The sequence below is a fragment of the Pseudomonas sp. MHK4 genome, from assembly GCF_054600775.1.
Window position 1 is genome coordinate 1 of sequence record NZ_BAAIAK010000002.1, and the last position, 24,845, is coordinate 24,845.

Below are 24,845 nucleotides of genomic sequence, written 5' to 3' on the forward strand. Positions count from 1 at the left end.
CACCGGCCAGCACCGCGCCGCAGGCCAATGACGGCGCCAACACCCTGCACGAAAGCTTCACCTACCAGGCCGTCGATGGCCTGGGCAACGTGGTCACCAGCACCATCGTGATCAACATCGTCGATGACGTGCCGACCGCAACTCCCGATATAGCCTCCGTGGGAGAGGGCGGCTACATGGGCGGTAATGTGCTGTGGAATGACCACGTGGGGGCTGATGGCCAGTTTGCGGGCGGTGGCGTGGTCGGCGTACGCGCTGGCGACGACACCTCGACCCCGGTGTATGGCGGCCTGAACAGCCAGATCAACGGCACCTACGGCTTCCTGACCCTGGATGCGGCGGGCAACGCCGTGTACCACAGCTACCCGAACGGGGTGAGTGGCCCGGGCGCGAGCGACGTGTTCACCTACACCCTGCGCGATGGCGACGGTGATGAAAGCACCACCACCATCACCGTCGACGTGCACAACAGCTGCCTGGTGGCGGCCAGCGACCAGGACGTGACCGTCTACGAAAAAGCCCTGGAGCAGCCGTGCGACACTGGCGAAACCGCCAGCGGCACCCTGGTCGGCGCGGTCCACGGTGGCAGCGGTGCAATCACCTACAGCCTGGTCAGCAATGCCATCGGCACCTACGGCCAATTGCTGCTGCACCCTGACGGCAGCTACACCTACACCCTCACTTCGCCAGCCAGCTCCACCCCACCGGCCAACGATGGCGCCAACGTCCTGCACGAAAGCTTCACCTACCAGGCCATCGACGGCCTGGGCAACATTGCCACCAGCACCATCGTGGTCAACATCGTCGATGACGTACCGACCGCAACTCCCGACGTAGCCTCGGTGGGAGAGGGCGGCTACATGGGCGGTAATGTGCTGTGGAATGACCACGTGGGGGCTGATGGCCAGTTTGCGGGCGGTGGCGTGGTCGGCGTACGCGCTGGCGACGACACCTCTACCCCGGTGTATGGCGGCCTGAACAGCCAGATCAATGGCACCCATGGCTACCTGACCCTGGATGCGGCGGGCAACGCGCTGTATCACAGCTATCCGAACTCGGTCAGCGGCCCGGGCGTGAGCGATGTGTTCACCTATACCCTGCGCGATGGCGACGGTGATGAAAGCACCACCACCATCACCATCGACGTGCAGAACAGCTGCATGGTGACGGCCCGCGACAGCGGTACAAGCGTCCACGAAAACGCCTCGGAGCCGAATCACCAGGACCTGATCGCAAAAGGGGTGGACTTTACCGGGACCAGACCGAACTACAGTGTGTCCGGCAACAATGCCGATATAGCCCGCAGTGCCTTCGTCGCGAATACGGCGGCCATGACCGCGTTCCTGGTGGTCAGCGGAGCGCTGGGTGCGGTCAACGGTCACAACAGCGATGACCTGATCACCGTCAATCTCAAGCAAGGGGAAACCCTCAACCTGGATCACAACCTCGCCGCCGGCCATGTCGGCATGGAGTACTCGATCAACGATGGCGCCTACACCCCCATCGCTGACGGCCAGACCCTTACGGCGAAGGAGGATGCGACTTATCACATCCACCTCACCAACATCCCCGACGGCTCGGACAGAGGCGCAAGCGGCGCTGAAAATTACGAGTTGAAGATGACCGTCGATTACTCCGCGACCAAGGACACCGCGCCAGACCACGCCTACAGCGCCAGCGACCACCATGGCGGCAGCGACAGCATGATCATCAGCTACCAGGATGGCCACACCCTCACCGGGACGGCGGGCGATGACACACTGGTCGCCGGCAATGGCGAGCACCTGATCAATGCCGGTGATGGCAACGACGTGCTGGTCGCAGACACCGGCAACAACGAGTTGCACGGTGGGGCCGGCAACGATTTGCTCTACAGCGGACCGGGCGACGACCTGCTCGATGGCGGCACGGGCATCGACACCGCGAGCTATGCCCACGCCACCGCCGGGGTCACGGTCAATCTCGGCGAGACCGGAGCACAGAACACCCTCGGTGCCGGCAGCGACACCCTGACTGGCATCGAAAATCTGGTCGGCTCCAACTTCAATGACTCACTCACCGGCGACCACGACAGCAACATCATCACCGGCGGCCTGGGCAACGACGTGCTAAACGGAGAAGGTGGCGACGACTTCCTGATCGGTGGCCTGGGCAACAACACCCTCACCGGCGGCAGTGGCGCCGACACCTTCCAGTGGCTCAGCGGCAACAGCGGCCACGACCTCATCACCGATTTCACCCCGGGTGCCGACAAGCTCGACCTGTCGCAACTGCTGCAAGGAGAGACCAACACCGCAGCCTCACTGGATGACTATCTGCACTTCACCGTCAGTGGCAGCGGCGCGTCACTGGTGACCAGCATCGACGTCAGCGCCATGGCCGGCGCCGCGCCGAACCAGACCATCGACCTGGCCGGTGTCAACCTGGCCAGTCACTATGGGGTCATGCCGGGGGCGGGCGGGGTCGTTGGCTCAGCGGATGCGGCAACCATCATCAACGGCATGCTCAATGATCATTCATTGAAGGTGGATACCGTGTGACCTGAAACCGTCATGAAAAAACCGCTCTCCCTGCAACAGGAAGGGCGGTTTTTTTTCCCGCGACCGTCCGCAGGTCACATCGGCTTCGGCTCACCGATCAAGCGCCCCATCACGCCAAACACTCCCAATGTACGGATCGCTTCCAACTCCCCCTGGGTTTCCACTTTCTCGGCTATCAAGGGTAAGTCGATGCTGTGGGTCGTGCGGCAAACCGCCTCGATGAACAGCCGTTTATCACGCTCGGCATCGATGCCCCGAATGTAGGCGCCGTCGATTTTAAGGTACGCCAGCCCCAGCTGCGTGAGGTTGCCAATCTGGCTGAAGTGGCCGCCAAAATGCTGCAGCCCGATACGGAAACCGGTGGCGAGCAGGCTGTGGCTCAAGCGTTGCAACTGGTCTGGTGGGGGCAGTTGGCGCTCATCGATTTCCAGGGTCAGAAAGGGCGCCAGTTCCGGCAGGGATTCGAGCATGTCGAGGATCAGTCGCAGCGGCGCCTGATCGCGCAAGGTGCTGCCGGACAGGCTCAATGCCAGGGGCCGCCGGTTGGTGACGAGGTATTCGAGGGTGGCGTCGAGCATCGCCAGGTCGAATCGCGCCGACCAGCCAAACCGTTCGATCCACGGCAGGAACTGGCCGGCGGCAATCGCTTCGCCCTGTGGGTCGAGCAGGCGAGCAAGGACTTTGTGGTGCAGCACCTGAGCGGTGTCGGCGCATTTCACCACCGGTTGAAAATACAACTGCAGCTTGCCTTCGTTCAGGGCATCGTCGAGCCAGGTGTGCCAGTGGTGTTGGGCCTGCTTGGGCGCGCTGTCGCTGCGTCCCAACACGGCCCAGGGGCGCTCGGGTTGTTGCCGGGCTTCGTTCAGTGCCTGGTCAAGTTGATGCAGGACGTGGCTCGCCAGGTCGCCGGGGTGAAACGCGACAATGCCCAGATGGGCGACGGGCATGCAATCACTGGCACCGGTCAGGCGCAGGTTCTCCAGGGTGGCGCTGAGCTCGGCGGCCAGGCGCGTCGCCTCCTCGGTATCGAGGTCCGGTGCCAGCAGGCTGAATTCGCCGCCGCGATTGCGCGCTGCCAGCCAGGTACGACGCTCCGCAACCTGGGTCAGGCGCTTGAGCAATTCGCCGACGGCGCCAATCAACGCGTCGGTGCGTTGCCCGCCTAGGCGTTGATTGAGCCCGGCAAGGTCGTTGAGCTGCAGCATCAGCAGGTGACCGTCGCCATTTTGCTCGGCGACCCGTAATTGATCGGCCAGTTGTTCATCGAGCAATCGGCGGTTGGCCAGCCCCGTCAGGCCGTCCCGATAGGACTCGCTGAGCAGTTTTTCACTGCGCGCAGCCTCTTCGGCGAACAACGTCTTTAGCTTCTCGACCATCTGGTTCATCGCCAGCACCACGCGTTTCAACTCCGGTGTGCGCGGCAGCGTCGGCAGGCTGAGAAACTCGCGTTGGCTGATGGCTTCGGCCTGCCGGACCATGGTGTCCAGCGGGCGTAGTTGACGACGCAGCAGCCAGCCGCCGAACACCGCGCTGAGCAGTCCGCAGAGCAGCAGCCAGACGAGGCTTCCCAGTGTGCTGTCCCAGAGTTTGGCCAGGGCGAATTGTGGATTGCTCAACACTTCGACCCGCGCCACCTGTTGCCAGCCACGGGTGATCAGTGCATCGCCGCCTTCAGGGCGCAAATTCACCAGGTTGACGAACCAGCCGGGCACGCCGTCGATTTGCTCGGGGATGCTGCGCTGCACCAACACCTGCCGATTCTCCAGGTGGGTGACGCGGATGTCGCTGAAGTAGCCGCTGTCGAAAATCGAGCTGACCATCAACTCCATCATGGCCGGGTCGTCGACCTGGGTGGTCAAGGTCAGGCCCAGGGCGGTCGCGGCGTCCTGGGCATGGGCGCGCAGCTGGCCCAGCGTCTGCTCGCGAGAGCTTTCCAGGCTGGCATAAAAACTGCCGCTGAACGCCACCAGCAAGAACAGGCAGATGGCGAGGAACAACTGGTTGCGCAGCTTCATCGAGCGCTCCTTGGCGTGGCGGCTAACCGTCGCCGACGGCGAATCCTTCGGTTTGCATTTTTTTCAAGACGTCTTGCCAGCGCGACAGTTTTTTCGAGTCGCCGCTGCGCGTGTTGCCAGGCTTGCCGGGCAGGTACAGGCCTTCGGCGTTGAAGGCATACACCGGCAGCAGGTCCTTGCGCTGCGAGGCGGGACGGATTTCGCCGATCAGGTTGTCGAGCACCAGCGGTTCGGCGCCAGGGCTGCTGTAATAGGTCAGCACCATGTGCGCCTGGTTCTGGGTCAGGGCCTTGACGTAGGTAATGCGCAGCTTGTCGCTGGGAATGCCCAACTGGCGAAGGCTGAAATATTTCGCCAGGGCATAGTCTTCGCAATCGCCCGCGGCCTTGATCAGCGCCTCGACGGGCGTGGCCCAGTAATCGGTCTGACGCCAGATGCGGGCGTCGTCCTGGAAATCCAGTTGCTGGTTGAAAAAACGATTGACCGCAATCAATTGCTCCTGCTCGGGCAGGTTGCGTTCGGCTTGCAGCATTTCATTCCAGGGCCGGATTCGTCCCTGGGTCGGCCCCTGGCTGGCATAGCGTTTTTGCGCGGTTTGCGAAATCTGCGCGAAATCCCAGGCGGGCCAGGCGCTGCCAAGCCCAGCCAGCGGAAAGCTGGCCAGCAGCAGCCATCCGCCAAACCGAAGTCGGAGTGTTGGCCATCCTGGACTACCCGGACTGCGCGGCATGACTGGCTGCTCGAGTGCAGAGACCTGAAGTCTAGGTGGTGGTCGGGTCAGCGTCGACCTGCAGGCGCGGGAATCTCAGGACTTGCGAAGGGTTTTCTGCTTGAGGATGTACAGGGTCACCAGCACCGCACTGGTCAGCATGAAGCCCCGTGCCCAAGGCATCGGCACCAGGTAGCAGGAGAACAGGATGCTGGCCCACATCAGGCCAATGGCATAGACCTTGCCCTTGAGCGGAATGCCGTTGCCCTCGAGGTAGTCACGAATCCACGGCCCGAGCTGCGGGTGATTGACCAGCCACTGATAAAAACGCGGCGAACTGCGGGCGAAACAGGCGGCCGCCAGCAACAGGAAGGGCGTGGTGGGCAGCACCGGCAGGAAAATCCCGATCACTCCCAGCGCCACGCTCAGCCAGCCGATGGCCAGCAGCACGTAGCGCAACATCAGGGAGCGGTTGCCTATGGGGTTGTCCATAGGCAGGACCTTAGTGATGGCGTGGCTTGAGGATCGCCGGTTTTTCGTCTGGTGCGTTGCACAGCAGGTACAACGCAGTCAGGGCTTCCGGGATCTGCACAATCATGTCGTCCATCAGGTTGGCGTCGGCGGCGATGTCGGAGAACTCCGGTTGCTCGTCGAACAGGCCCGAACCGACCATGATCGGCAGGAGCATTTCGCTGACTTCGTCTTCGGCGGTTTCGAACCAGGCTTCTTCGCGCAGGAACACGCCTTCCATGAAACCGATGCACCAGCCGCGCAATTCGGAATCGTCCGGATCGTCGCCCAGGTCGAGGTCGCACGGCAGTTCGAACTCTTCATCGGAGGCCAGCTGGCGGGCGATGTGAGCCTTGAGGCCGATCAGCGTGGCTTCGATTTCTTCGCGCTGAGCTTCGCCGCTGTAGTGCGGCTCTTCGGCGAAAAGGGCGTCGATCCATTCACGGTCGGGAACGTCTTCGGAACAGATCGACAGCGCAGTGAGGTAGCCGTGGGCGGCCACGTAGTCCAGCGCCTCGTCATGCAGTTCATCGGCGTCGAGGAAGACTTGCAGGCGGGTTAGTTGCTCAGCGAAGGACATTAAAGGGCTACCTTGGGGAATATTCGATGCGGGAATTCTAGGCCTTCTTGAGCGCTTGGGCCAGCCGCGCGGCATATTTGCCACTTCACCTCCCCTGCAGGAGCAGCCTTCGGCAGCTCCTGCAGGGGTTCATCTCCATTCGCTCTTATCAGCGGTGCCCTGCGCGAGGGAGGGCTCGGGTATACTCGCGCGTTTTGTGATGCCCTGCTGGTATCACGGCTGGAATGTGAAGCGACATGCAATGCGCACTTACGATTTGTCAGTGCAGGGTTGCGGGTTCTGCACCAGCCTTGCAGGGATGTTTCGGTGATTTTTGGAGTTTTTATGCTCGAACAGGCTCAGCGCGTCCTCAAGGACATCTTCGGCTACGACAGTTTCCGTGGCCGCCAGGGTGCGATCATTGAGCGCGTGGCCAGTGGCGGCGATGCCCTGGTCCTGATGCCTACCGGTGGTGGTAAATCCCTGTGCTTCCAGGTGCCGGCGCTGCTGCGCGATGGCCTGGCGGTGGTGGTATCGCCGCTGATCGCGTTGATGGACGATCAGGTCGCGACCCTGGAAGAACTGGGTGTGGCCGCCGCGGCATTGAACTCCACGCTCAGTGCCGAGCAACAGCGTGACCTGGCGGCAAGGATCCGCCGCGGCGAAGTGAAAATGCTCTACCTCGCGCCGGAGCGTCTGGTGCAGCCGCGCATGCTGAGCTTCCTGCAAGGGCTGAACATCTCCCTGTTCGCCATCGACGAAGCCCATTGCGTGTCCCAATGGGGGCATGATTTCCGCCCGGAATACCTGCAATTGGGCCAGTTGGCGGAACTGTTCCCCGACGTACCGCGCATCGCCCTGACCGCCACCGCCGACAAGCGTACCCGCGAAGAGATCGTTACCCGCCTGCACCTGCAGAATGCCGAGCGCTTCCTGTCGAGTTTCGACCGGCCGAACATTTTTTATCGCATCGTGCCCAAGGAACAGCCGCGCAAACAGTTGCTGGCGTTCCTCGCCGAGCGTCGCAGCGATGCCGGTATCGTCTATTGCCTGTCGCGCAAGAAAGTCGAGGAAGTGGCAACCTTCCTCAGCGAGCAAGGCTTCCCGGCGCTGCCGTATCACGCCGGCCTGCCCAATGATCTGCGGGCCCACAATCAGAAACGCTTCCTCAACGAGGAAGGCCTGATCATGGTCGCCACCGTGGCCTTCGGCATGGGCATCGACAAGCCGAACGTGCGTTTTGTCGCTCACCTCGACTTGCCGAAGTCACTTGAGGCCTATTACCAGGAAACCGGTCGCGGCGGGCGTGACGGTCTGCCCGCCGATGCCTGGATGGCCTATGGTCTGCAGGACGTGGTGATGCTCAAGCAGATGCTGCAGAATTCCGAAGGCGACGAACGCCACAAGCGTCTGGAGCAACACAAGCTCGATGCCATGCTTTCCCTGTGCGAGGAAACCCGCTGCCGCCGCCAGACCCTGCTGGCCTATTTTGACGAAGACATGCCCGAGCCCTGCGGTCACTGCGACAACTGTGTCGACGGCGTGCAGACCTGGGACGCCACCGAGCCCGCCCGCCAGGCACTGTCGGCGATCTACCGCACAGGCCAGCGCTATGGTGTCGGGCACCTGGTGGATGTCCTGCTGGGCAAGGACAACGAAAAGGTGCGCAACTTCGGGCATCAGCACCTTTCGGTGTACGGGGTTGGCAAGGCGATGGCCGAAGGCGAGTGGCGTTCGCTGTTCCGCCAGTTGGTGGCGCGCGGTCTGGCCGATATCGATCTGGAAGGCTACGGCGGCCTGCGCCTGAGCGACACCTGCCGGCCGTTGCTCAAGGGCGAAGTGACCCTGGAACTGCGTCGCGACCTTAAGGCGCAAACCACCGCCAAGAGCAGCAAGAGCCAGGCGAGCCAGCTGGTGCGGGGCGAAGAGCGCGAACAGTGGGAAGCCCTGCGTGCCCTGCGGCGCAAGCTGGCCGAAGAACATGGCGTACCGCCGTACGTCATTTTCCCCGACTCGACCTTGCTGGAAATGCTGCGCAGCCAACCGACCTCGCTGGCGCAGATGGCCCGGGTCAGCGGTGTCGGTGCACGCAAGCTGGAGCGTTATGGCGAGGCGTTCCTCGAAGTCCTCGGCGGCCAGGTCGAAGCGCCGAAAGTTGTCGCGGACCTGCGCCACGAGCTGATTACCCTGGCGCGTGCCGGCATGACGCCGTTGCAGATCGCCGGTCAGTTGCAATGCTCGGAAAAGAACGTCTACACCCTGCTCGCCGAGGCAATCGGCAAGCAGCAGCTGTCGCTGGAGCAGGCGCTGGATCTGCCAGAGGACTTGATGGGCGAAGTCCAGGATGCGTTCCTCGACGGCGAGGGCGAACTGCCGCCCGTGTCGGAAATTTCCGAGCTGTTCGCAGGGAGGGTGCCGGAAGGGGTCCTGTACTGTATTCGGGCCGCTTTGCAGTCCGAATTTGAACTTTGAGTGACCGGTCTCACTGATGTAACGATTCAGTACAGAACAAGCCTTGCCTCCAGCCAAGGCTCATGCTTAGCTGACTAATTATTAGTATTTCTCTTATTTCAGCCTGATCATGAGTGTTTTATGCCGTTGACCGATCAACACCGTTTTGGCATGCAGCTGGCCCAGATGTCCCGTGGCTGGCGTGCCGAACTCGACCGTCGCCTTGCCGGACTCGGCTTGTCCCAGGCCCGCTGGCTGGTGCTGCTGCACCTTGCGCGCTTCGAGCAAGCCCCGACCCAGCGTGAGCTGGCGCAAAGCGTCGGTGTCGAGGGGCCGACCCTGGCTCGGCTGCTCGACAGTCTGGAAAGCCAGAGCCTGGTGCAACGTCAGGCGGTGGTGGAAGACCGTCGGGCGAAAAAAATCGTCCTGTGTGCGCCGGCGCTGCCCCTGATCGAACAAATTGAAACCATTGCCACCCAGCTGCGCCATGAACTCTTCGAAGGGGTCGATGAGGCGGATGTAAAGGTCTGCATGCGGGTTCACGGGCACATCCTGGCCAACCTCGAAAAATCCTGAGACACAACCTCCCGCCCAGGCTTCTGAGCCAGGGCATTGGGCGGACTATAAGAACTAGTCGGCAATATCGTGTTCGTACCGGGGGTGCTAACACGTGCAGATTGGTTTTTGGTTTACCTAAGGGATGTTCATGCTCCAGAGTCGGCTATTGGTTGTACGGTTTGGCGCCAGGCTGTTGCTGGCCAGTATCGCTGTCACTTACTCGGCCTGGGTGCCGGCGTTGGGCCTGGGTGAAATCACCCTGCACTCGGCATTGAATCAGCCGCTGCGCGCCGACATCGCCCTGGTGGATGTTGCCGGACTTGAGCAGGACGAGCTGGCGGTCAGCCTGGCGACGGCGGACGAGTTCAGCCGTGCCGGGGTCGAGCGCGTGGCCTTTCTCAACGACCTGACGTTCACGCCCATCCTGCGGGGCAATCGCAGCCTGATCCGGGTCAGCTCGACCAAACCGGTCAAGGAACCCTACCTGGATTTCCTGGTGCAACTCGACCAGCCCAATGGCCGCTTGTTGCGCGAGTACACCGTACTCATCGATCCTCCGGGTGCCGAAGACAGTGCACCGGTCGTTGATGAGCCACCGGTGAACCGTCCCTCTTCTGCATTCCCGAGTGTCGAGCCGGCGGTCGCCCCATTACCTGCACGCACGGAATTGGCAGCAAAGTCTGACGGCGATCCTCTGGCCGAACAACTGGCCGCCAGCGTCCTGCACAACCAGCAGCTGCAGGCGACCGTCGATGCACTCAACGCGAAACTTCAGGCCCAGGACGAGCAAATCGCCGCTGAGAAACAACAGATGGCCGAGCTGCAAAGCCGCTTGACCGAGGTCAAGCCGGCATCGACTGAGCCGGTTGCGCCGGTTGACATGGCACCAGCGCCAGTCGTGGAGCCTGGGCCGAACTGGTTATTGATCGGTGGGTTGCTGGCGCTGGTGGCGTTGGCGTTGCTGCTGGTGTGGATTCGTCGTCAACGGCAGCAGGACCAGGTATCGCTGGAGCCATCGCAACCAGACCTGCAGCCCGATGGGCAGCCCCTTCAGGAAGTCCACGCCCGCCATTTGCCGATAGAGCCGGTTGCGCCGGTTGCGTTTGCATCATCAGCGCTTTTGCCCCTGGTGACTCCCACGCCGCCATTACCCGCCGATGAGTTCCAGTTGAATCTGGACGACTTGTCGATGGATGCGAACTGGGATCTGGGCCCGATGGACCATCTTCCTGCCACCCACCAGCCGCCGAAAGCGCCAGCGCTGCCCGAGCCTGAGATTGAATGGGTCATCGAACCCGTCGAACCGGGTAGCAGGTAATAAACACCGTTATCATGGTGGCGCCCTCTGCCTCAGGAGTTTCTCCGATCATGACCGTCAGCAAACCGGAAATCGTCATCACCTATTGCACCCAATGCCAGTGGCTGTTGCGTGCGGCCTGGCTCGCCCAGGAGCTGCTCAGCACCTTTGGCGATGACCTGGGCAAGGTGTCCCTGGTACCCGGCACGGGCGGCGTCTTTCACATTTACTGTGATCAGGTGCAGCTCTGGGAACGCAAGGCTGATGGCGGTTTCCCCGAGGCCAAGGTGCTCAAGCAGCGGGTCCGCGATCAGATTGATCCGGACCGTGACCTGGGGCACAACGACCGTACTCAGTGAGACACCGCCTCGGCGGCAACGGTTTTCTTGCTCGTACCGCTGGAAAGCCTGCTGGACACCACAATCGCGACGATGATCAATGCGCCGCCCAGCAGCATGCGCAGGGTCGGGTTTTCATCGAACAACAGCCAGGCGATGGTGATCCCATAGACCGGCTCCAGGGCAAAGACCACGGCGGCGGTCCGTGCCTTGATCACCGCCAGGCTGGCGACAAACAGGCTGTGGGCGACGCCGGTGCAGAACACGCCGAGCAGGCCGATCCACAGCCAGTCGATGGCGCGCACGTCGCTCAGGTGCGGGGCCGCCGCCGGCAGCAGGCACAATCCGACCACCACGTTCTGGCATAACGCCGCCTGCACTGGCGGGATGCGCGCGGAGCTGGCGCGGTTGGTCAGCGACAGCAGGGAAAACAGCAGGCCCGAGGCGATCGACCAGAGCAGGCCGGTGGTGGCGCCACTGCCCAGATCGAACTCAGGCGTGACCAGCACCAGCCCGACACTCACCAGCGCCACCAGGAGGATTTCATTGGCGCGGATCCGCTCACGGAAAATCAGCCCTTCAAGAATCACGGTAAAGGCCGGGAAACTGGCAAAGCCCAGGGTCGCGATGGCCACGCCAGCGACCTTCACCGATATGAAGAAACTCACCCAGTGCCCGGCCAGCAGCAAACCGCTGAGCAACAGTCGGCGCACATCCACCGCTTCGAGTTTTTGCCAACGGCTCTGGCTGGCAAAGCGTGCAAAGAACGCCAGCGCCAGCACCGCGAACGCCGCCCGGCCGAAGACGATGATCGCAGGAGAGGCGGCGGCGAGTTTGCCGAACACGCCGGTCAGGCCGAACATCAATGCGCCGATATGCAGGGCGCCCAGGGCGGTACGGGGAGTCATGGCAATCCTTGATAAAGGTAATGAGCCCGGTCATTTAACCGTGCCTGCTACCGCCGCGTCTGTCGCCAGACTCGCGTTATTTGTCGCCAGCCTCGCGTCGCAGCTTACCCGGCGATGCGCCGAACTCGCGCAGCACCGCGGCGGCAAAGGCACTTTGGGAGCTGTAGCCGACCCGGCAGGCAATCTCGCCAATGGGCAGCGCCGAATTGCGCAGCAACCCCACGGCCTTGTGCAGGCGTCGGCTGCGGATGTAGTCCATCGGCGTCTGCCCGCATTCGGCCACGAACCGGGCATGCAAACGGGCGCTGGAAAGACCGGCCACGCGCGCCAGATCCGCGACTTGCAGCGGGTAGGCGGCGTATTGGTCGATGTGCGCGTTCAGTGCGGCGTAGGGCAGGCGCCGGCCGCCGAGCGAGTCGGGCCTGGCGTTGTTGAGACTGGCCAGCAACAGCACCGCGCCCTGTTGCGCAATGACCGGGTCATCGACCTGACTGTTGGCCAGCCACTCGACCAACTGGCTCTGACCCGCGTCCAGCGACAAGCGCCCGGCGCTATCGAGCAGGCGTCGACTGGCATCGGCATGACCGCCCAGGGACTGGCCAAGCCATTGATCGCCGGGCACGTCCAGGACCAGGCAACGGCTGCCGTTGGGGCTGCCGCAGGCATGATGAAAACCGCAGGGAATCACCACGAAGCTTTGTTGGACCACCTGGCTGCCTTGCCCGTCGACTTCGAAATCCAGCGCACCCGACAGCCCGAACACCAGTTGCGCATGCTCATGGCTGTGGACGATCAGGTCTTTGGTGTACTGGCGCAGGGTGAGGATCGGTCTCATCGTGGCTCTCGTTACGGGCTCTCGTCGCAGGGTTGATGCATCAGGTCGCAGTCTACACCGACACCGCCTGTCACAGGACTGACTTGGCGCTGTCATGGGCCATTAACCCGAACGGGGCAAGCTTGCCAAAACTTGTCCTGAGGGTTGCCCATGACCAGCGCCGAGCTCGCCAAACCCAGTCGTAAGCAACGAGTGCGGACCCTGTGGATTTCCGACGTGCACCTGGGTACGCGCGATTGCCAGGCCGAGCACCTGTCGCAGTTTCTCAAGGGCTATCACGCGGACAAAATCTACCTGGTCGGCGACATCATCGACGGCTGGAAACTGCGCGGCGGCATGTACTGGCCCCAGGCGCACACCAATGTGATCCGCCGCCTGTTGACCATGGCCAAGCGCGGCACGGAGGTGATCTACGTTACCGGCAACCACGACGAATTCCTGCGCCGCTATTCGAAGCTGATCCTGGGCAACATTCAGTTGGTGGACGAAGCGGTGCACGTGACCGCCGATGGCCGGCACTTGCTGGTAATCCACGGCGATCAGTTCGATGTGATTACCCGCTATCACCGCTGGCTGGCGTTTCTCGGCGACTCGGCCTACGAATTCACCCTGACCCTCAATCGCTGGCTCAACCACTGGCGCGCTCGGTATGGCTACGGCTACTGGTCGCTGTCGGCGTACCTCAAGCACAAGGTCAAGACCGCGGTCAGTTTCATCAGCGATTTTGAAGAAGCCATCGCCCATGAGTGCGTCAAGCGCGAACTCCACGGTGTGGTGTGCGGGCACATTCACCATGCCGAGATTCGCAAGGTGGGCGGGGTCGATTATCTCAATTGTGGCGACTGGGTGGAGTCGTGCACGGCGCTGATCGAGCATTGGGATGGCACGATCGAGTTGTATCGGCTGGCGGATGCGCAGGAGGCGCAATTGAAGGCAGTTAAAATGGCAGAGCCTGCGTAGGCAGGTCCGGAGCCTTCGCTGTAGGAGCAAGCTTGCTCGCGATGGAATTCAACGATGACGCGGGAAACCAGACACCCCGCGGCGACCTCAGGTTTTTCGTCGGAACGCCGCCCGGAGCAAGCTCGCTCCTACATCGCCGCCTTGTAGATCGAATTCTTCGGCTGCGCAAACAACCGCTCCATCATCGGCTCGAAGAAGCTCAGCGGCAGCGTGTCATATCCCGGATCAAACGCCGCTGCATCGTATTTGGCACAAAACTCAATGGTCGCCTGGTACTGCGGATGATCCTTGTATTGTTCGCGCAGATGCCGGTCCATGCCCAGGTGATGGAAGAAGTAGTAGCCCTGGAAAATCCCGTGTTTCTCCACCATCCACAGGTTCTCGGCGCTGACGAACGGCTTGAGGATGGCCGCGGCGATGTCCGGGTGGTTGTAGGACCCCAGGGTGTCGCCGATGTCATGGAGCAGGGCGCAGACCACGTACTCTTCATCGCGGCCATCGCGCCAGGCGCGGGTAGCGGTTTGCAGCGAGTGGGTCAGGCGGTCCACGGGGAAACCGCCGAAGTCACCCTCGAGCAGCTTCAGGTGCGCCACGATCCGAATCGGCAATTGGCGGGCGTAGGCGCTGAAGTCCGCGGCGATGATCGCCCAGTCTTCTTGCGTGCCATCCTTCATGTGGGTAAAACGGGCATTGGCATTCATCGGCAATCCTCTGCTGATCTAGAACGGCACGCGTCCCAGGATCATGTCGCGATACATGACGAAATCGCCGAGAAGGCTGTAGAAAGGGTGCTGGAAGGTTGCAGGACGATTCTTCTCGAAGAAGAAATGTCCGACCCAGGCGAAGCTGTAACCCGCCACCGGCAATACCCACATCAGCGCCCAGGCGCCACGACCGACGGTCAGCGCCACAATGAAAATTACCAGCGTGGTGCCGATGAAGTGCAATCGTCGGCAGGTACTGTTGCTGTGTTCGCTGAGGTAATACGGGTAAAACTCAGCGAAGCTGTTGAAACGCTTGATGTTTTCCACGACCGCGATCTCTGTGGTTATTGTTCTGGCTGCAAGTTGTTCTGCGGGTAGCTTATTTGAGTCTAGAGTGATCATTGGCGCGAGCCAGTGACAATAGGCGCCACTTTAGTATCCTTCGGAAAATTTGCCGCGACAGACGGCTCACCAAGACAGTAGACGCCATGAGCGAACGAACGACTTCTGCAAGCTGGGCGATGGGGATTGTCAAAGCACTGGAAATGGACGGCCTGGATTGCCGGGTTCTGTTCAATCAGCTGGGGCTCGACTACGCGGCACTGGATGATCCGGATGCGCGCTTCCCGCAGGATTCCATGACTCGACTGTGGCAACGGGCGGTTGAACTGTCCGGCAACCCGGCGATTGGCCTGAACATGGGCAAGGTGGTGCGACCGGCGCAGTTCCATGTGACCGGCTACGCCTTGATGTCCAGCCAGACCCTGGCTGAAGGTTTCAGGCGACTGGTGCGTTACCAGCGGATCATTGCCGAAAGCGCCGACCTGAGTTTCCGCCTGCTGGATGAAGGGTATGCGCTGATTCTGACGGTGCACGGCGACCATTTGCCGCCCACCCGGCAAAGCGCCGAAGCCTCGTTGGCCTGCGCCCTGGCACTGTGCGGCTGGCTGACCGGGCGCACGCTGCACCCGCGCAAGGTGCTGGTGCAGGGTGATCAACCGGCCAATCTGGAACCCTACAAACAAGCCTTCCATGCGCCGCTGGTGTTCAACGCGCCTTACGACGCATTGATTTTTGAACGCGCGGACATGGAAGCGCCGCTGCCGACGGCCAACGAGGCCATGGCGCTGTTGCATGACCGGTTTGCCGGCGAATACCTGGCGCGGTTTTCCGAGAGTCGGGTCACGCACAAGGCGCGCCAGGTGCTGTGCCGCCTGCTGCCCCAGGGCGAACCCAAGCGCGATGCCGTGGCGCAGACGCTGCACCTGTCGCAACGCACCTTGCAACGGCGTCTGCAGGAGGAGGGCACGAGTTTCCAGACGTTGCTCGACGACACCCGTCGTGAACTGGCCGAGCAGTATCTGGCGCAACCGACCATGACCCTGCTGGAAATCGCCTACCTGCTGGGGTTCGCTGATCCGAGCAATTTCTTCCGGGCCTTCCGCCGCTGGTTCGACACCACCCCCGGTGAGTACCGGGCGCGGCTGATGGAAACGCCGGCGCCGGTCAGTGACGCCAGAACGCCGGAATACACAGCACAAACACGGTAATGATCTCCAGTCGACCCAGCAGCATGCCGAACGAGAGAATCCACTTGGCCGCGTCCGGCAGGGAAGCGAAGTTGCCTGCCGGGCCGATGGTCTCGCCCAGTCCCGGGCCGACGCCAGACACGGTGCTGGCGGCGCCGGTCAGGGCAGTCATCCAGTCCACCCCGAGCAGTGACAGCAACAGCGCGATCACGCAGATGGTGATGGCGAAGAAGAACGAAAAGGTCAGGATCGAGCGCACGATCTCTTCATCGAGGCGGTGGCCGTTGTACTTCTGCTTGATCACCGCACGTGGGTGAATCAGCTGGTTAAGGTTGGCCTTGAGCAGGATGTAGGCGACCTGGAAGCGGAAAATCTTGATCCCGCCAGCGGTCGAACCGGAACAGCCGCCCACAAAGCCCAGGTAGAAGAACAGCATCAGCGAGAAATTGCCCCACAGGCTGTAGTCCCCCAGTGCAAAACCGGTGGTGGTGACCACCGACGTCACGTTCAGCGCAACATGCCGCAACGCCTCAAGCCAGTGCAGCTGGGTGGTCCACCAATACCAGGTGCCGAGCACCAGCCAGGTCACCAGCAGCATGCCGAGCAAGCCCTGGACCTGTTGGTCCTTGATCAGCGCCCGGCGGTTACCGCGCAGGGTCGCCACGTACAGGGTGAACGGCAGGCTGCCGAGAATCATGATGACGATGGCCACCCAATGCACCGCCGGTTGCGTCCACTTGGCCAGGGACTGGTCCGAGGTGGAGAACCCACCGGTGGAGATCGCCGACATCGCATGGTTGATCGCATCGAACGGGCTCATCCCGGCCCACCAGAACGCCAGGCTGCCGAAAATGGTGATGCCGACGTAGGCCGCCACGATCAGGCGCGCCACCATGTGCGAACGGGGCATGACTTTTTCCGAACGGTCTGACGATTCGGTCTGGAACAGCCGCATGCCACCGATGCGCAGCAGCGGCAGGATCGCTACCGCCATGCCGATAAACCCGATGCCGCCGATCCAGTGCAGCAGCGAGCGCCACATCAGGATGCCGGGGGACATGTCGTCCAGGTGATTGAGCACGGTCGAGCCGGTGGCGGTGATCCCGGACATGCTTTCGAAGAACGAATCGGTGTAGCTGATGTGCTGGGTCAGCAGGAACGGCAGTGCGGCGAAGATACACACCACCAGCCAGCTGCTGACGGTCAGCAGGTACATGTCCCGTGGGCGCAGGTGTACATGCTCGGGGCGCCCGGGAATGACCAGGGCCAGGCCGGCGACAAAGGTGATCATGCTGGCCCAGAGGAACGACGGCAGGTCGCCGGTGCGATCGAAGATCACCAGCGTGCCCATGGGCACGACCATGGCGATGGCCAGGGTTATCAGGAAGATGCCGATGATGAAACCAATGAGACGTAAGGTCGGCAACGCCATGAAATCCGCTCGGCTGAAGTAAGGAGGGCGCCATTCTACCTGCGGGGCAGGGCATGTAAACCGCACTGCCACAGTAGTTACAGCTAGAATAGCCGCACATTTTTTTCTGGAGGTGGCCGATGCAGGCTCTCGACGTTTTGCTCAACCGTGTTTCCGTGCCGCGCCTGGTCGAACCGGCACCTACCCAGGCGCAACGCGAAGTGCTGTTTGGCGCGGCCATGCGCGCCCCGGATCACGGCCATTTGCAGCCTTGGCGTTTCCTGACGGTCGAAGGCGCGGCGCGTGAGCAAATGGGCGAGTTGCTGGCCGAAGCGGCGAAGCTGCAGGACGCTGAAGTCACCGAAGCGGCCATCGACAAGGCGCGTAATGGACCGCTGCGGGCGCCGCTGGTGGTCGTGGTGATTGCGCGGGTGCAGGATCACGTCAAATATCCGAAGTCCGAGCAGTTGCTGGCGGCTGGGTGTGCGGCCCACGGGATTTTGCTGGCGGCCTATGCGCAGGGCATCGGCGCAGTATGGCGCACCGGTGACCTGGCCTATTCGCCGCATGTTGCCAAGGGGTTGGGCCTGGCTGAAGGCGAAGAGGTGATTGCCTTCCTGTACCTCGGTACACCGCTCAAAGAGCCGCGGGTGGCGGAGAAGGTTGAACTGGCCGGGTTCGTCAGCGCCTGGCCACTGTAGGAGCGAGCTTGCTCGCGAAAGCGGTGGATCAGTCGGCTGCAATATCGACTGACACTGCCTCTTCGCGAGCAAGCTCGCTCCTACAGGGGGTCAGGGTTGGACCACTGCTCCTGGGACGAGAGGAAATTCCAGGCTTGCAATAAATCCACCTTCCGGGTGATTGGCCAGCACCAGGCTTCCCCCATGCCGTTCCGCCGCACGGCGCGCAATCGCCAGTCCCAGGCCATGCCCGGCCGCCGTCTGCCCGGGCGCGCGATAGAACGGCTCGCCCAGCTGGCGCAAATGTTCAGCCTCCGCCCCCGGCCCATGGTCACGCACGGTCACCACAATCCGCTCCCCCTGGCGCAAGGCCTGCATTTCAATCGGCAGGCCGCCCGCCGGGTTGAAGCGCTGGGCATTGCGCAGCAGGTTGTCCACGGCACGTTCGATCATGGTCGGCCAGCCCTTGAGGGTCAGCTGTGATTCGGCTTCCAAGTGAACGAGCTGATCGGGTGAACCCAGTTGTGCATCTTTCTGCACGGTCGTGAGCAGGGCGTTGAGATCCACTTCTTCGGCACTGGCGTTATCGGCATCGACCCGCGCCAGCACGAGGATTTCACTGATCAACGCTTCGAGACGGTCGCACTCGCGGGTGAGCCGCGGCCAGAGTTTTTCCCGTTCTTGCGGGCTGGCCCGTTCGGCCAATGCCAGGGCAATACGCAGGCGGGCGAGGGGGGATCGCAGTTCGTGAGAGACATCGCGCAGCAATTGCCGTTGGCTGCCGATCAGGCTTTGCAGGCGCGCGCCCATGCGGTTGAAGTCGTTGGCCAGCACGCCGAATTCATCACGGCGATTGGCCAGCTTGACCAGGCTGTTCTGTTGGTAGGTGGTTTGTCCCAGGTCATGCACCGCGCCGCGTAAGCGGCTGAGCGGGCGGGTGATGGAGAAGGTCACCAGCAGGCTGAACAGGGTCAGTACCACCAGGGCGATCCCCAGCGCACTCAACGGCCAGAGCAGGCTTTCGCGGTGCCAGGCGTCGAGTTCCGGGTGAGGGATGCGGTAGATGAACAGGTAGGTGTCACCGCTTTTGTCGCTGGTGAATTCATCGGTCAGGCGCCGCCAGGGCAGACGACGGTCATCGTTGTTCTGCCGCGCTTCAAACGCCGCCGCACGCCGTGGGAAGGTGCCGCGCACCACCGGGTCGCCGCTCTCGTTGAGCACCTGGACGTCGATGTGATATTGGCGCTTGCGCTGTTGCAGAATGTCCTGGGCCGCGTCTTCGCCCTGGGATTCGTAGGTCTGCGTCCATTGCTCGGCCAGGGTATTGAGGCCCGGATGGCGACTGAGTATCCACGCGTCCTGATTGAGCATGTGCCCGAGCAGAATGGAAAGCCCTGCAACCAGAGCGATGGCCAGCCAGAAGCTGGCCAGGATCCGCCAGAACAATGAGCGCACAGAAAATCCTCGAACAGACCTGTAGGAGCGAGCTTGCTCGCGATGGACGTCAACGATAACGCGCGGCATCAGGCAACATGCGTTGTCTATGCGCTTTTCGCGAGCAAGCTGGCTCCTACAGTGGATCAAAAGCAATGGGGCCCAACGGTGGTTAACCGTTGGGCCTGGGGTTAGCGCATTATTGCGCTTTTTGTGCCTGTTGCGCTTTCCAGGCCTTGAATTCAGCCCACTCTGCGCGACGTTCAGCCTGTTTTTTCTGGATCTCGTCGAATTTCTTCTGTTGATCCGGTTTCAGCAAGGCACGCACGTCGGCTTCAGCTTTCTTGTGGTTGGCAGCCATTTCGTCTTTCATGGCTTTCTGGTCGGCAGGCGAGAGTTTTTCCAGGTACTTGTCGACCACTTGCTTACGCTCGTGCATCTGCTCGCCCATGATCTTGCGGATCTGCTCGCGCTGCTCGCGGCTCAGGTCCAGTTGGCTGTACGGGCCTTTACCGTGCATGCCGTGCATCTGACCGCCGTGGCGCGAACCGTCCATCGGGCCACCCATCGGGCCTGCGCCTTCAGGCATGGCCATGGCAACGGTCGGCAGGGCGGCGGCGAACATCAGAGCGATAAGAGTCTTGCGCATGGTGAATCTCCTTGTCTCATTCCCGGTACGTTCCGGATGAGTTCAGATTACGCAGATCAAGGTCAGCGGCGGTCAGCGGTACGTAAAGCTTGGGTAAAGATGGTTTTGCGCCAAGCTGACAAAAGCAACCCTTGTAGGAGCTGGCTTGCCAGCGAAGGCTTCCGAAAGAACGACGCGTTATTCAAGGACGCCTTCGCCGGCAAGCCGGCTCCTACAAGGGGAGCGTAGGTTCAGAGGCTGTAGTAGTAGCCACGGCTGCGCAGGGCCACGATGCGCGGGCGGCCATCGGGATGCGGGCCGATCTTTTTGCGCAGGTTGCTCACGTGCATGTCGAGGCTGCGGTCATACAGGGTCAGCTTGCGGCCGAGGGCGATTTGCGCCAGTTCCTGTTTGTCCAGTGGTTCGCCGGGCTGCTTGAGCAGGGCTTCGAGCAGGCGACTTTCGGAAACCGTGAGGGTGAATTCCTGATCATCGATGCTGACCACGCCGCGCACCGGGCTGAAACACAGGTCGCCCAGCTCCATCTGGCTGGACGCCGGCGCCGGATGGCTGCGGCGCAACACGGCGCGCAGGCGGGCTGTCAGTTCCCGTGGGTCGCAGGGTTTGGCCAGGTAGTCGTCGGCACCGAGCTCCAGGCCGAGGATACGGTCCAGGGGTTCGCCCCGGGCTGAAAGCATCAGTACCGGCAAGTCCGGGTGATCGCTGCGCAGTTGCTTGAGCAGTTCCAAGCCACTGCCGTCCGGCAACATCACGTCCAGCACCACGGCCGCCGGCGAGGTTTCGGCCAGTGCGCGCCGGGCGCTCTGGCCATTGTGACAGGCGCGCACCTGAAACCCTTCCTGGCTCAACCAGCTGCTCAGGAGCTCGCACAGCTCCTGGTCATCATCAATTAGTAACAGCTCGCTCATGAATCACTCAATTTAGCCATTGTCGACGTTTTCGACTTGCACCACTGGCGAAGATACCGCAGAGCAGGGCCAATAGCGCCACCCCGGCGCCAACGACGAACCACTGTTGCTGATCCGTCAGCAAGCGCGGGATCGAACTGCCGGCCTGTACTTCCCGAAGTTGCAGCTTGAGGCGCTGATTCTCCTGGCGCAACCGGACCAGTTGGACGCTTTCGCGTTCGCCATCGGCATTGTTCAGTTGTTTGCCCAGTTCTTCTCGTTGCCGCTCGCTTTCCTTCAAGCGTTGCTGCAGTTCGTTGATCTGGCTGCCGGCGCTCAAGGACACCGGCGTGGAGTTCGCGCCCTCGGTGGCTTCTTCACCGTGGGCGGTCGCCACGATCGACAACGTGACCAACATCAGACACAACGGACCCTTGCGCATCGCGACTCCTGATTCCAATACGGATATTGGGGAGTTTGTCGGCAGGCAAACGAGAATAATGAGCGATTGAGAACGCGATGAACCGATAAGGTTCACCGCGCGAAGAGGCGTTATGGGAGGACTTGCTTGAAAGGCTTGACCGACACGTTGGCGTAGACGCCTGCGGCGATGTACGGATCGGCGTCGGCCCAGGCCTGTGCGGCGCTCAGGGAATCGAATTCGGCGACGATCAGGCTGCCGGTGAAACCCGCAGCCCCCGGATCATTGCTGTCGACCGCCGGATGTGGGCCGGCCAATACGATCCGGCCTTCGCCCTTGAGCACCTGCAGGCGCTCAAGGTGCGCAGGCCGTGCGGCCAGGCGGGCTTCCAGGGAGTTGGCGACGTCTGTGGCAATGATTGCGTAAAGCATGTCAGTCCTCGGTTTTCGGCGTTGTGGTATCGGCGTCGTGCAGGTGGCGGGACAGGTAGATGCCCTGGCCGACCAGGAACAGCAAAGTCATGCCCAGGCTGCCGAAGACCTTGAAGTCGACCCAGTAGCTCTGGAAAGTGAAAGCGACGAACAGGTTGGCGGCACCGCAAAACAGGAAAAACGCGATCCAGGCGATGTTCAGGCGCGTCCACACCGGCTCCGGCAGGGTCAGTGCGTGGCCCATGATGCGCTTGATCAGCAGTTGGTCACCGATGAAGTGACTGCCGATGAACGCCAGGGCGAACAGCCAGTTGACCACCGGGGCTTTCCATTTCAGGAAGGTCTCGCTGTGGAAGGCCAGGGTCAGGCTGCCGAAGACCAGGCAGGCGATGAGGGTCAGCCACTGGCTCTTCTCCAGCTTGCGCTGCTTGATGAACAGCGTGCCGTAGACCACCAGGGAGCTGATGATCAGCATCGCGGTGGCGCTGTAGATACCGCCTACAGTGACCTCGTGGCCAGCAATGTCGACGACCCGTGGATCGATCTTGAAGACAATGAAAAACAGCAGGAGCGGGATGAAATCGATGAATTGTTTCACAGTGGCAGCCAGAAGCAGGATGTGGCGGCATAATAACAAACATATGGGCGCGCGATAGCGCCAGCTGATTTGAGGTTACAAAGCCCTGTGAATGTTGATTTGCACTGCCATAGCACGGCCTCCGATGGCGCCCTGGCGCCTGCGATTCTGGTTGCGCGTGCGTTCGAGAAAGGCGTGCGAGTCCTGGCCTTGACCGATCACGACACCCTCGAAGGCCTCGACGAGGCCCGCCACGCGGCTAACGCGCTGGGGATGCAACTGGTCAATGGCGTCGAACTGTCCTGCACCTGGGGCGGCGCGACTATTCACGTGCTGGGCTACGGTTTCGACGTCAACGCCGCGCCGTTGGTCGAGGCGATTGCCAAATTACGCGATGGCCGCTGGCTACGTTCCGAGGAAATCAGCCGCAAACTGGCGTTGAAAGGCATGCCGGGGGCGCTGGAAGGCGCCCGGGAAGTCCAGCAGGCCCTGGGTGACAGCGGCAACGCACCGGCCCGCCCGCACTTTGCCGACTGGATGGTGCGCGAAGGTTTCGTCAAGGATCGCGCCGAAGCGTTCCGCAAATGGCTGGGGGCCGGCAAGCTGGGGGACGTCAAGCAACACTGGCCGACCCTGGAAGAAACCGTCGAAACCCTGCGCGCAGCCAAGGCCTGGGTCAGTCTGGCCCACCCCTGGCATTACGAATTCACTCGCAGCAAGCGCCGCCGGCTGATTGCCGACTATATTCAAGCAGGGGGCCACGCGATCGAGGTGGTCAATGGCCATCAGCCTGCCGAGCAAGTGGGCAGCCTGGCCATTCTGGCCCGCGAATTCGGTCTGCTGGTCAGCGCCGGCAGTGATTTTCATGGCCCTGGAGGCTGGTCCGAGATCGGTGAATACCGCCCGCTTCCGGAGGATCTGCCACCACTGTGGTGTCGATTCAAACATGACCCAATTATTGCCGTCGTCTGAACAGGTAGAGAATGTGAGTCAATTTTTCCAGATTCATCCGGAAAACCCGCAAGCGCGCCTGATCAAGCAGGCTGTCGAGATCATTCGCAAGGGCGGGGTGGTGATTTATCCCACGGACTCCTCCTACGCCATTGGTTGCCAGATCGGCGACAAGGTTGCCGTGGAGCGCGTTCGCCGCCTGCGCCAGCTCGACGAAAAGCACAACTTTGCACTGATCTGCAGCGATCTGTCGCAGCTGGGGCTGTTCGCCAAGATCGACACCGGCACCTTCCGCATTCTCAAGGCCCATCTTCCCGGGCCCTACACTTTCATCCTCAATGCCACCCGCGAAGTCCCGCGCCTGCTGTTGCATCCGAAAAAACGCACCATCGGCCTGCGGGTGCCTAGCCATCCGATCGCCCTGGCGCTGCTCGAAGAGCTGGGCGAGCCGCTGATGAGCGTGACGCTGATCATGCCGGGCGACGAGGATCCTTTGACCGATCCTTACGAAATGCGCCAATTGCTCGAGCATCAGGTCGACCTGATCATCGATGGCGGTTTCGGCGGGATCAAGGCTTCCACCGTGATCAACCTCGCCGACGGCGAGCCGGAAGTAATACGTGTCGGTTGCGGCGACCCTGCGCCGTTCATGGTCGAGGCCTAGATGTCCGCAGTTGAACCCGTCGACAGTCAGGCCGGGGCCCAGCAAGAGCTGCCTTTCGCCATGGTCTACGGCCAGGCGGTCCTGGAAATGCCGCTGGACCTGTACATCCCGCCGGATGCGCTGGAAGTCTTTCTCGAAGCCTTCGAAGGCCCTCTCGACCTGCTCCTGTACCTGATCCGCAAGCAGAACATCAATATCCTCGACATCCCGGTGGCGGAAATTACCCGTCAGTACATGGGGTATGTCGAGTTGATGCAGTCGGTGCGCCTGGAACTGGCCGCCGAATACCTGGTGATGGCGGCGATGCTGGCCGAGATCAAGTCGCGGATGCTGCTGCCGCGGGCCGAAACCGTCGAGGACGAGGAGGAAGACCCGCGCGCCGAACTGATCCGCCGCTTGCAGGAATACGAACGCTTCAAGGCCGCCGCCGAAGGTATCGATGGCCTGAGCCGGGTCGGTCGCGACGTAGTGGTACCCAAGCTCGATGCCCCGGAGGCGCGGGCGCGCAAACTGTTGCCGGATGTGCGCTTGTCCGAGATTCTGCTGTCCATGGCCGAGGTGCTGCGCCGGGGCGACATGTTCGAAAGCCACCAGGTCAGCCGCGAGGCGCTGTCCACCCGTGAACGCATGAGCGATGTGCTGGAGCGGCTCAAGGGTGGCGGCTTCGTGCCCTTTGTCGAGCTGTTCACCGCCGAGGAAGGGCGCCTGGGGGTTGTCGTGACCTTCATGGCAATTCTCGAGCTGGTCAAGGAATCCTTGGTCGAGCTGGTGCAGAATGAGCCGTTCGCCGCGATCCACGTCCGAGCACGAGCCGAATAACGAGTCCA

At 61.9% G+C, this 24,845-nt stretch carries 26 protein-coding genes; 11 read left to right on the top strand and 15 right to left on the bottom strand.

Features of this window, described 5'->3' with window-relative positions; translation table 11 throughout:
• A partial coding sequence (locus tag ACYP2Q_RS04880; RefSeq protein ID WP_459729488.1) for a type I secretion C-terminal target domain-containing protein occupies positions 1–2,540 on the top strand: 2,540 nt, incomplete at its 5' end.
• 74 nt (positions 2,541–2,614) lie between these two features.
• Here the strand turns inward: ACYP2Q_RS04880 and lapD are convergent.
• The 4 genes from lapD to ACYP2Q_RS04900 all read right to left on the bottom strand — a co-directional run bounded on the left by lapD (position 2,615) and on the right by ACYP2Q_RS04900 (position 6,354).
• Positions 2,615–4,555 carry a cyclic di-GMP receptor LapD gene (gene lapD / locus ACYP2Q_RS04885; RefSeq protein WP_459729489.1) on the bottom strand — a complete coding sequence of 647 codons (1,941 nt, stop codon included), beginning with the start codon at positions 4,553–4,555 and terminating at the stop codon, positions 2,615–2,617.
• A 22-nt stretch (positions 4,556–4,577) separates the two neighbouring features.
• The gene (lapG, locus tag ACYP2Q_RS04890) at positions 4,578–5,285 is read right to left on the bottom strand and encodes a cysteine protease LapG (protein ID WP_459729491.1); all 708 of its coding nucleotides are present in this window, start codon (positions 5,283–5,285) and stop codon (positions 4,578–4,580) included.
• A 75-nt stretch (positions 5,286–5,360) separates the two neighbouring features.
• Positions 5,361–5,756: a YbaN family protein gene (locus ACYP2Q_RS04895; protein WP_459729492.1), complete on the bottom strand. Its 396-nt coding sequence runs from the start codon at positions 5,754–5,756 to the stop codon at positions 5,361–5,363.
• Positions 5,757–5,766: 10 nt separating this feature from the next.
• Positions 5,767–6,354 (bottom strand): YecA family protein, encoded by a 588-nt coding sequence (locus ACYP2Q_RS04900; RefSeq protein ID WP_274074808.1) that lies wholly within the window; start codon positions 6,352–6,354, stop codon positions 5,767–5,769.
• 324 nt (positions 6,355–6,678) lie between these two features.
• Here ACYP2Q_RS04900 and recQ point away from each other — a divergent pair, with 324 nt between their 5' ends.
• The 4 genes from recQ to ACYP2Q_RS04920 all read left to right on the top strand — a co-directional run bounded on the left by recQ (position 6,679) and on the right by ACYP2Q_RS04920 (position 10,998).
• The gene (recQ, locus tag ACYP2Q_RS04905) at positions 6,679–8,805 is read left to right on the top strand and encodes a DNA helicase RecQ (RefSeq protein WP_459729493.1); all 2,127 of its coding nucleotides are present in this window, start codon (positions 6,679–6,681) and stop codon (positions 8,803–8,805) included.
• Positions 8,806–8,925: 120 nt separating this feature from the next.
• On the top strand, positions 8,926–9,360 hold the full coding sequence (locus ACYP2Q_RS04910) for a MarR family transcriptional regulator (protein ID WP_459729494.1): 435 nt from the start codon (positions 8,926–8,928) through the stop codon (positions 9,358–9,360).
• A gap of 130 nt (positions 9,361–9,490) precedes the next feature.
• Positions 9,491–10,660, top strand: a complete 1,170-nt coding sequence (locus ACYP2Q_RS04915) for a FimV/HubP-related protein (RefSeq protein WP_459729495.1) — start codon at positions 9,491–9,493, stop codon at positions 10,658–10,660.
• 50 nt (positions 10,661–10,710) lie between these two features.
• Positions 10,711–10,998, top strand: coding sequence for an Rdx family protein (locus tag ACYP2Q_RS04920; RefSeq protein ID WP_459729496.1), 288 nt, complete (start codon positions 10,711–10,713; stop codon positions 10,996–10,998).
• Here the strand turns inward: ACYP2Q_RS04920 and ACYP2Q_RS04925 are convergent.
• Together ACYP2Q_RS04925 and ACYP2Q_RS04930 are read right to left on the bottom strand one after the other, a co-directional pair.
• A complete protein-coding gene (locus tag ACYP2Q_RS04925) occupies positions 10,992–11,885 on the bottom strand; it encodes a DMT family transporter (RefSeq protein WP_459729497.1) in 894 nt (297 codons plus the stop codon). The two genes, ACYP2Q_RS04920 and ACYP2Q_RS04925, sit on opposite strands and share 7 nt — an antisense overlap.
• 76 nt (positions 11,886–11,961) lie before the next feature.
• Positions 11,962–12,720, bottom strand: a complete 759-nt coding sequence (locus ACYP2Q_RS04930; protein ID WP_459729498.1) for a helix-turn-helix transcriptional regulator — start codon at positions 12,718–12,720, stop codon at positions 11,962–11,964.
• 150 nt (positions 12,721–12,870) lie between these two features.
• On the opposite strand from ACYP2Q_RS04930, the gene ACYP2Q_RS04935 reads away from it, so the two are divergent.
• Complete coding sequence (locus ACYP2Q_RS04935) at positions 12,871–13,680, top strand: UDP-2,3-diacylglucosamine diphosphatase (protein ID WP_459729499.1); 810 nt, start codon at positions 12,871–12,873, stop codon at positions 13,678–13,680.
• A 128-nt stretch (positions 13,681–13,808) separates the two neighbouring features.
• Here ACYP2Q_RS04935 and ACYP2Q_RS04940 read toward each other — a convergent pair whose 3' ends face one another.
• The gene (locus ACYP2Q_RS04940) at positions 13,809–14,381 is read right to left on the bottom strand and encodes an HD domain-containing protein (RefSeq protein WP_459729500.1); all 573 of its coding nucleotides are present in this window, start codon (positions 14,379–14,381) and stop codon (positions 13,809–13,811) included.
• A gap of 18 nt (positions 14,382–14,399) precedes the next feature.
• Positions 14,400–14,711, bottom strand: coding sequence for an Mpo1-like protein (locus tag ACYP2Q_RS04945; protein WP_459729501.1), 312 nt, complete (start codon positions 14,709–14,711; stop codon positions 14,400–14,402).
• A 161-nt stretch (positions 14,712–14,872) separates the two neighbouring features.
• Here ACYP2Q_RS04945 and ACYP2Q_RS04950 point away from each other — a divergent pair, with 161 nt between their 5' ends.
• Complete coding sequence (locus ACYP2Q_RS04950) at positions 14,873–15,934, top strand: AraC family transcriptional regulator (RefSeq protein ID WP_459729502.1); 1,062 nt, start codon at positions 14,873–14,875, stop codon at positions 15,932–15,934.
• Here the strand turns inward: ACYP2Q_RS04950 and ACYP2Q_RS04955 are convergent.
• On the bottom strand, positions 15,891–17,345 hold the full coding sequence (locus tag ACYP2Q_RS04955; protein WP_110752672.1) for a TrkH family potassium uptake protein: 1,455 nt from the start codon (positions 17,343–17,345) through the stop codon (positions 15,891–15,893). The two genes, ACYP2Q_RS04950 and ACYP2Q_RS04955, sit on opposite strands and share 44 nt — an antisense overlap.
• Positions 17,346–17,464: 119 nt before the next feature.
• On the opposite strand from ACYP2Q_RS04955, the gene ACYP2Q_RS04960 reads away from it, so the two are divergent.
• Positions 17,465–18,025, top strand: coding sequence for an NAD(P)H nitroreductase (locus tag ACYP2Q_RS04960; RefSeq protein ID WP_459729503.1), 561 nt, complete (start codon positions 17,465–17,467; stop codon positions 18,023–18,025).
• Positions 18,026–18,115: 90 nt separating this feature from the next.
• Here ACYP2Q_RS04960 and ACYP2Q_RS04965 read toward each other — a convergent pair whose 3' ends face one another.
• The 6 genes from ACYP2Q_RS04965 to ACYP2Q_RS04990 all read right to left on the bottom strand — a co-directional run bounded on the left by ACYP2Q_RS04965 (position 18,116) and on the right by ACYP2Q_RS04990 (position 22,424).
• The gene (locus ACYP2Q_RS04965) at positions 18,116–19,459 is read right to left on the bottom strand and encodes a sensor histidine kinase (protein WP_459729504.1); all 1,344 of its coding nucleotides are present in this window, start codon (positions 19,457–19,459) and stop codon (positions 18,116–18,118) included.
• A gap of 178 nt (positions 19,460–19,637) precedes the next feature.
• The gene (locus tag ACYP2Q_RS04970; protein WP_459729505.1) at positions 19,638–20,087 is read right to left on the bottom strand and encodes an LTXXQ domain protein; all 450 of its coding nucleotides are present in this window, start codon (positions 20,085–20,087) and stop codon (positions 19,638–19,640) included.
• A gap of 230 nt (positions 20,088–20,317) precedes the next feature.
• Positions 20,318–20,995, bottom strand: a complete 678-nt coding sequence (locus ACYP2Q_RS04975) for a response regulator transcription factor (RefSeq protein ID WP_459729506.1) — start codon at positions 20,993–20,995, stop codon at positions 20,318–20,320.
• A 7-nt stretch (positions 20,996–21,002) separates the two neighbouring features.
• Positions 21,003–21,416 carry a translation initiation factor 2 gene (locus ACYP2Q_RS04980; protein ID WP_459729507.1) on the bottom strand — a complete coding sequence of 138 codons (414 nt, stop codon included), beginning with the start codon at positions 21,414–21,416 and terminating at the stop codon, positions 21,003–21,005.
• A gap of 110 nt (positions 21,417–21,526) precedes the next feature.
• Positions 21,527–21,826 carry a YciI family protein gene (locus tag ACYP2Q_RS04985; RefSeq protein ID WP_008156126.1) on the bottom strand — a complete coding sequence of 100 codons (300 nt, stop codon included), beginning with the start codon at positions 21,824–21,826 and terminating at the stop codon, positions 21,527–21,529.
• A gap of 1 nt (position 21,827) precedes the next feature.
• A complete protein-coding gene (locus tag ACYP2Q_RS04990; protein WP_033041940.1) occupies positions 21,828–22,424 on the bottom strand; it encodes a septation protein A in 597 nt (198 codons plus the stop codon).
• An 87-nt stretch (positions 22,425–22,511) separates the two neighbouring features.
• On the opposite strand from ACYP2Q_RS04990, the gene ACYP2Q_RS04995 reads away from it, so the two are divergent.
• The 3 genes from ACYP2Q_RS04995 (at position 22,512) to ACYP2Q_RS05005 (ending at position 24,837) form a co-directional block, all read left to right on the top strand.
• Positions 22,512–23,375: a PHP domain-containing protein gene (locus ACYP2Q_RS04995; protein WP_459729508.1), complete on the top strand. Its 864-nt coding sequence runs from the start codon at positions 22,512–22,514 to the stop codon at positions 23,373–23,375.
• Positions 23,376–23,388: 13 nt separating this feature from the next.
• Positions 23,389–24,018, top strand: a complete 630-nt coding sequence (locus ACYP2Q_RS05000) for an L-threonylcarbamoyladenylate synthase (protein WP_046816873.1) — start codon at positions 23,389–23,391, stop codon at positions 24,016–24,018.
• Positions 24,019–24,138: 120 nt separating this feature from the next.
• Positions 24,139–24,837 (top strand): segregation and condensation protein A, encoded by a 699-nt coding sequence (locus tag ACYP2Q_RS05005; RefSeq protein ID WP_178134427.1) that lies wholly within the window; start codon positions 24,139–24,141, stop codon positions 24,835–24,837.
• Positions 24,838–24,845 lie beyond the last annotated feature (8 nt).

Coding starts and splice junctions, on each gene's coding strand:
- lapD (WP_459729489.1), bottom strand. CDS start 4,555: ATGAAGCTGCGCAACCAGTTGTTCCTCGCCATCTGCCTGTTCTTGCTG.
- lapG (WP_459729491.1), bottom strand. CDS start 5,285: ATGCCGCGCAGTCCGGGTAGTCCAGGATGGCCAACACTCCGACTTCGG.
- ACYP2Q_RS04895 (WP_459729492.1), bottom strand. CDS start 5,756: ATGGACAACCCCATAGGCAACCGCTCCCTGATGTTGCGCTACGTGCTG.
- ACYP2Q_RS04900 (WP_274074808.1), bottom strand. CDS start 6,354: ATGTCCTTCGCTGAGCAACTAACCCGCCTGCAAGTCTTCCTCGACGCC.
- recQ (WP_459729493.1), top strand. CDS start 6,679: ATGCTCGAACAGGCTCAGCGCGTCCTCAAGGACATCTTCGGCTACGAC.
- ACYP2Q_RS04910 (WP_459729494.1), top strand. CDS start 8,926: ATGCCGTTGACCGATCAACACCGTTTTGGCATGCAGCTGGCCCAGATG.
- ACYP2Q_RS04915 (WP_459729495.1), top strand. CDS start 9,491: ATGCTCCAGAGTCGGCTATTGGTTGTACGGTTTGGCGCCAGGCTGTTG.
- ACYP2Q_RS04920 (WP_459729496.1), top strand. CDS start 10,711: ATGACCGTCAGCAAACCGGAAATCGTCATCACCTATTGCACCCAATGC.
- ACYP2Q_RS04925 (WP_459729497.1), bottom strand. CDS start 11,885: ATGACTCCCCGTACCGCCCTGGGCGCCCTGCATATCGGCGCATTGATG.
- ACYP2Q_RS04930 (WP_459729498.1), bottom strand. CDS start 12,720: ATGAGACCGATCCTCACCCTGCGCCAGTACACCAAAGACCTGATCGTC.
- ACYP2Q_RS04935 (WP_459729499.1), top strand. CDS start 12,871: ATGACCAGCGCCGAGCTCGCCAAACCCAGTCGTAAGCAACGAGTGCGG.
- ACYP2Q_RS04940 (WP_459729500.1), bottom strand. CDS start 14,381: ATGAATGCCAATGCCCGTTTTACCCACATGAAGGATGGCACGCAAGAA.
- ACYP2Q_RS04950 (WP_459729502.1), top strand. CDS start 14,873: ATGAGCGAACGAACGACTTCTGCAAGCTGGGCGATGGGGATTGTCAAA.
- ACYP2Q_RS04955 (WP_110752672.1), bottom strand. CDS start 17,345: ATGGCGTTGCCGACCTTACGTCTCATTGGTTTCATCATCGGCATCTTC.
- ACYP2Q_RS04960 (WP_459729503.1), top strand. CDS start 17,465: ATGCAGGCTCTCGACGTTTTGCTCAACCGTGTTTCCGTGCCGCGCCTG.
- ACYP2Q_RS04970 (WP_459729505.1), bottom strand. CDS start 20,087: ATGCGCAAGACTCTTATCGCTCTGATGTTCGCCGCCGCCCTGCCGACC.
- ACYP2Q_RS04975 (WP_459729506.1), bottom strand. CDS start 20,995: ATGAGCGAGCTGTTACTAATTGATGATGACCAGGAGCTGTGCGAGCTC.
- ACYP2Q_RS04980 (WP_459729507.1), bottom strand. CDS start 21,416: ATGCGCAAGGGTCCGTTGTGTCTGATGTTGGTCACGTTGTCGATCGTG.
- ACYP2Q_RS04985 (WP_008156126.1), bottom strand. CDS start 21,826: ATGCTTTACGCAATCATTGCCACAGACGTCGCCAACTCCCTGGAAGCC.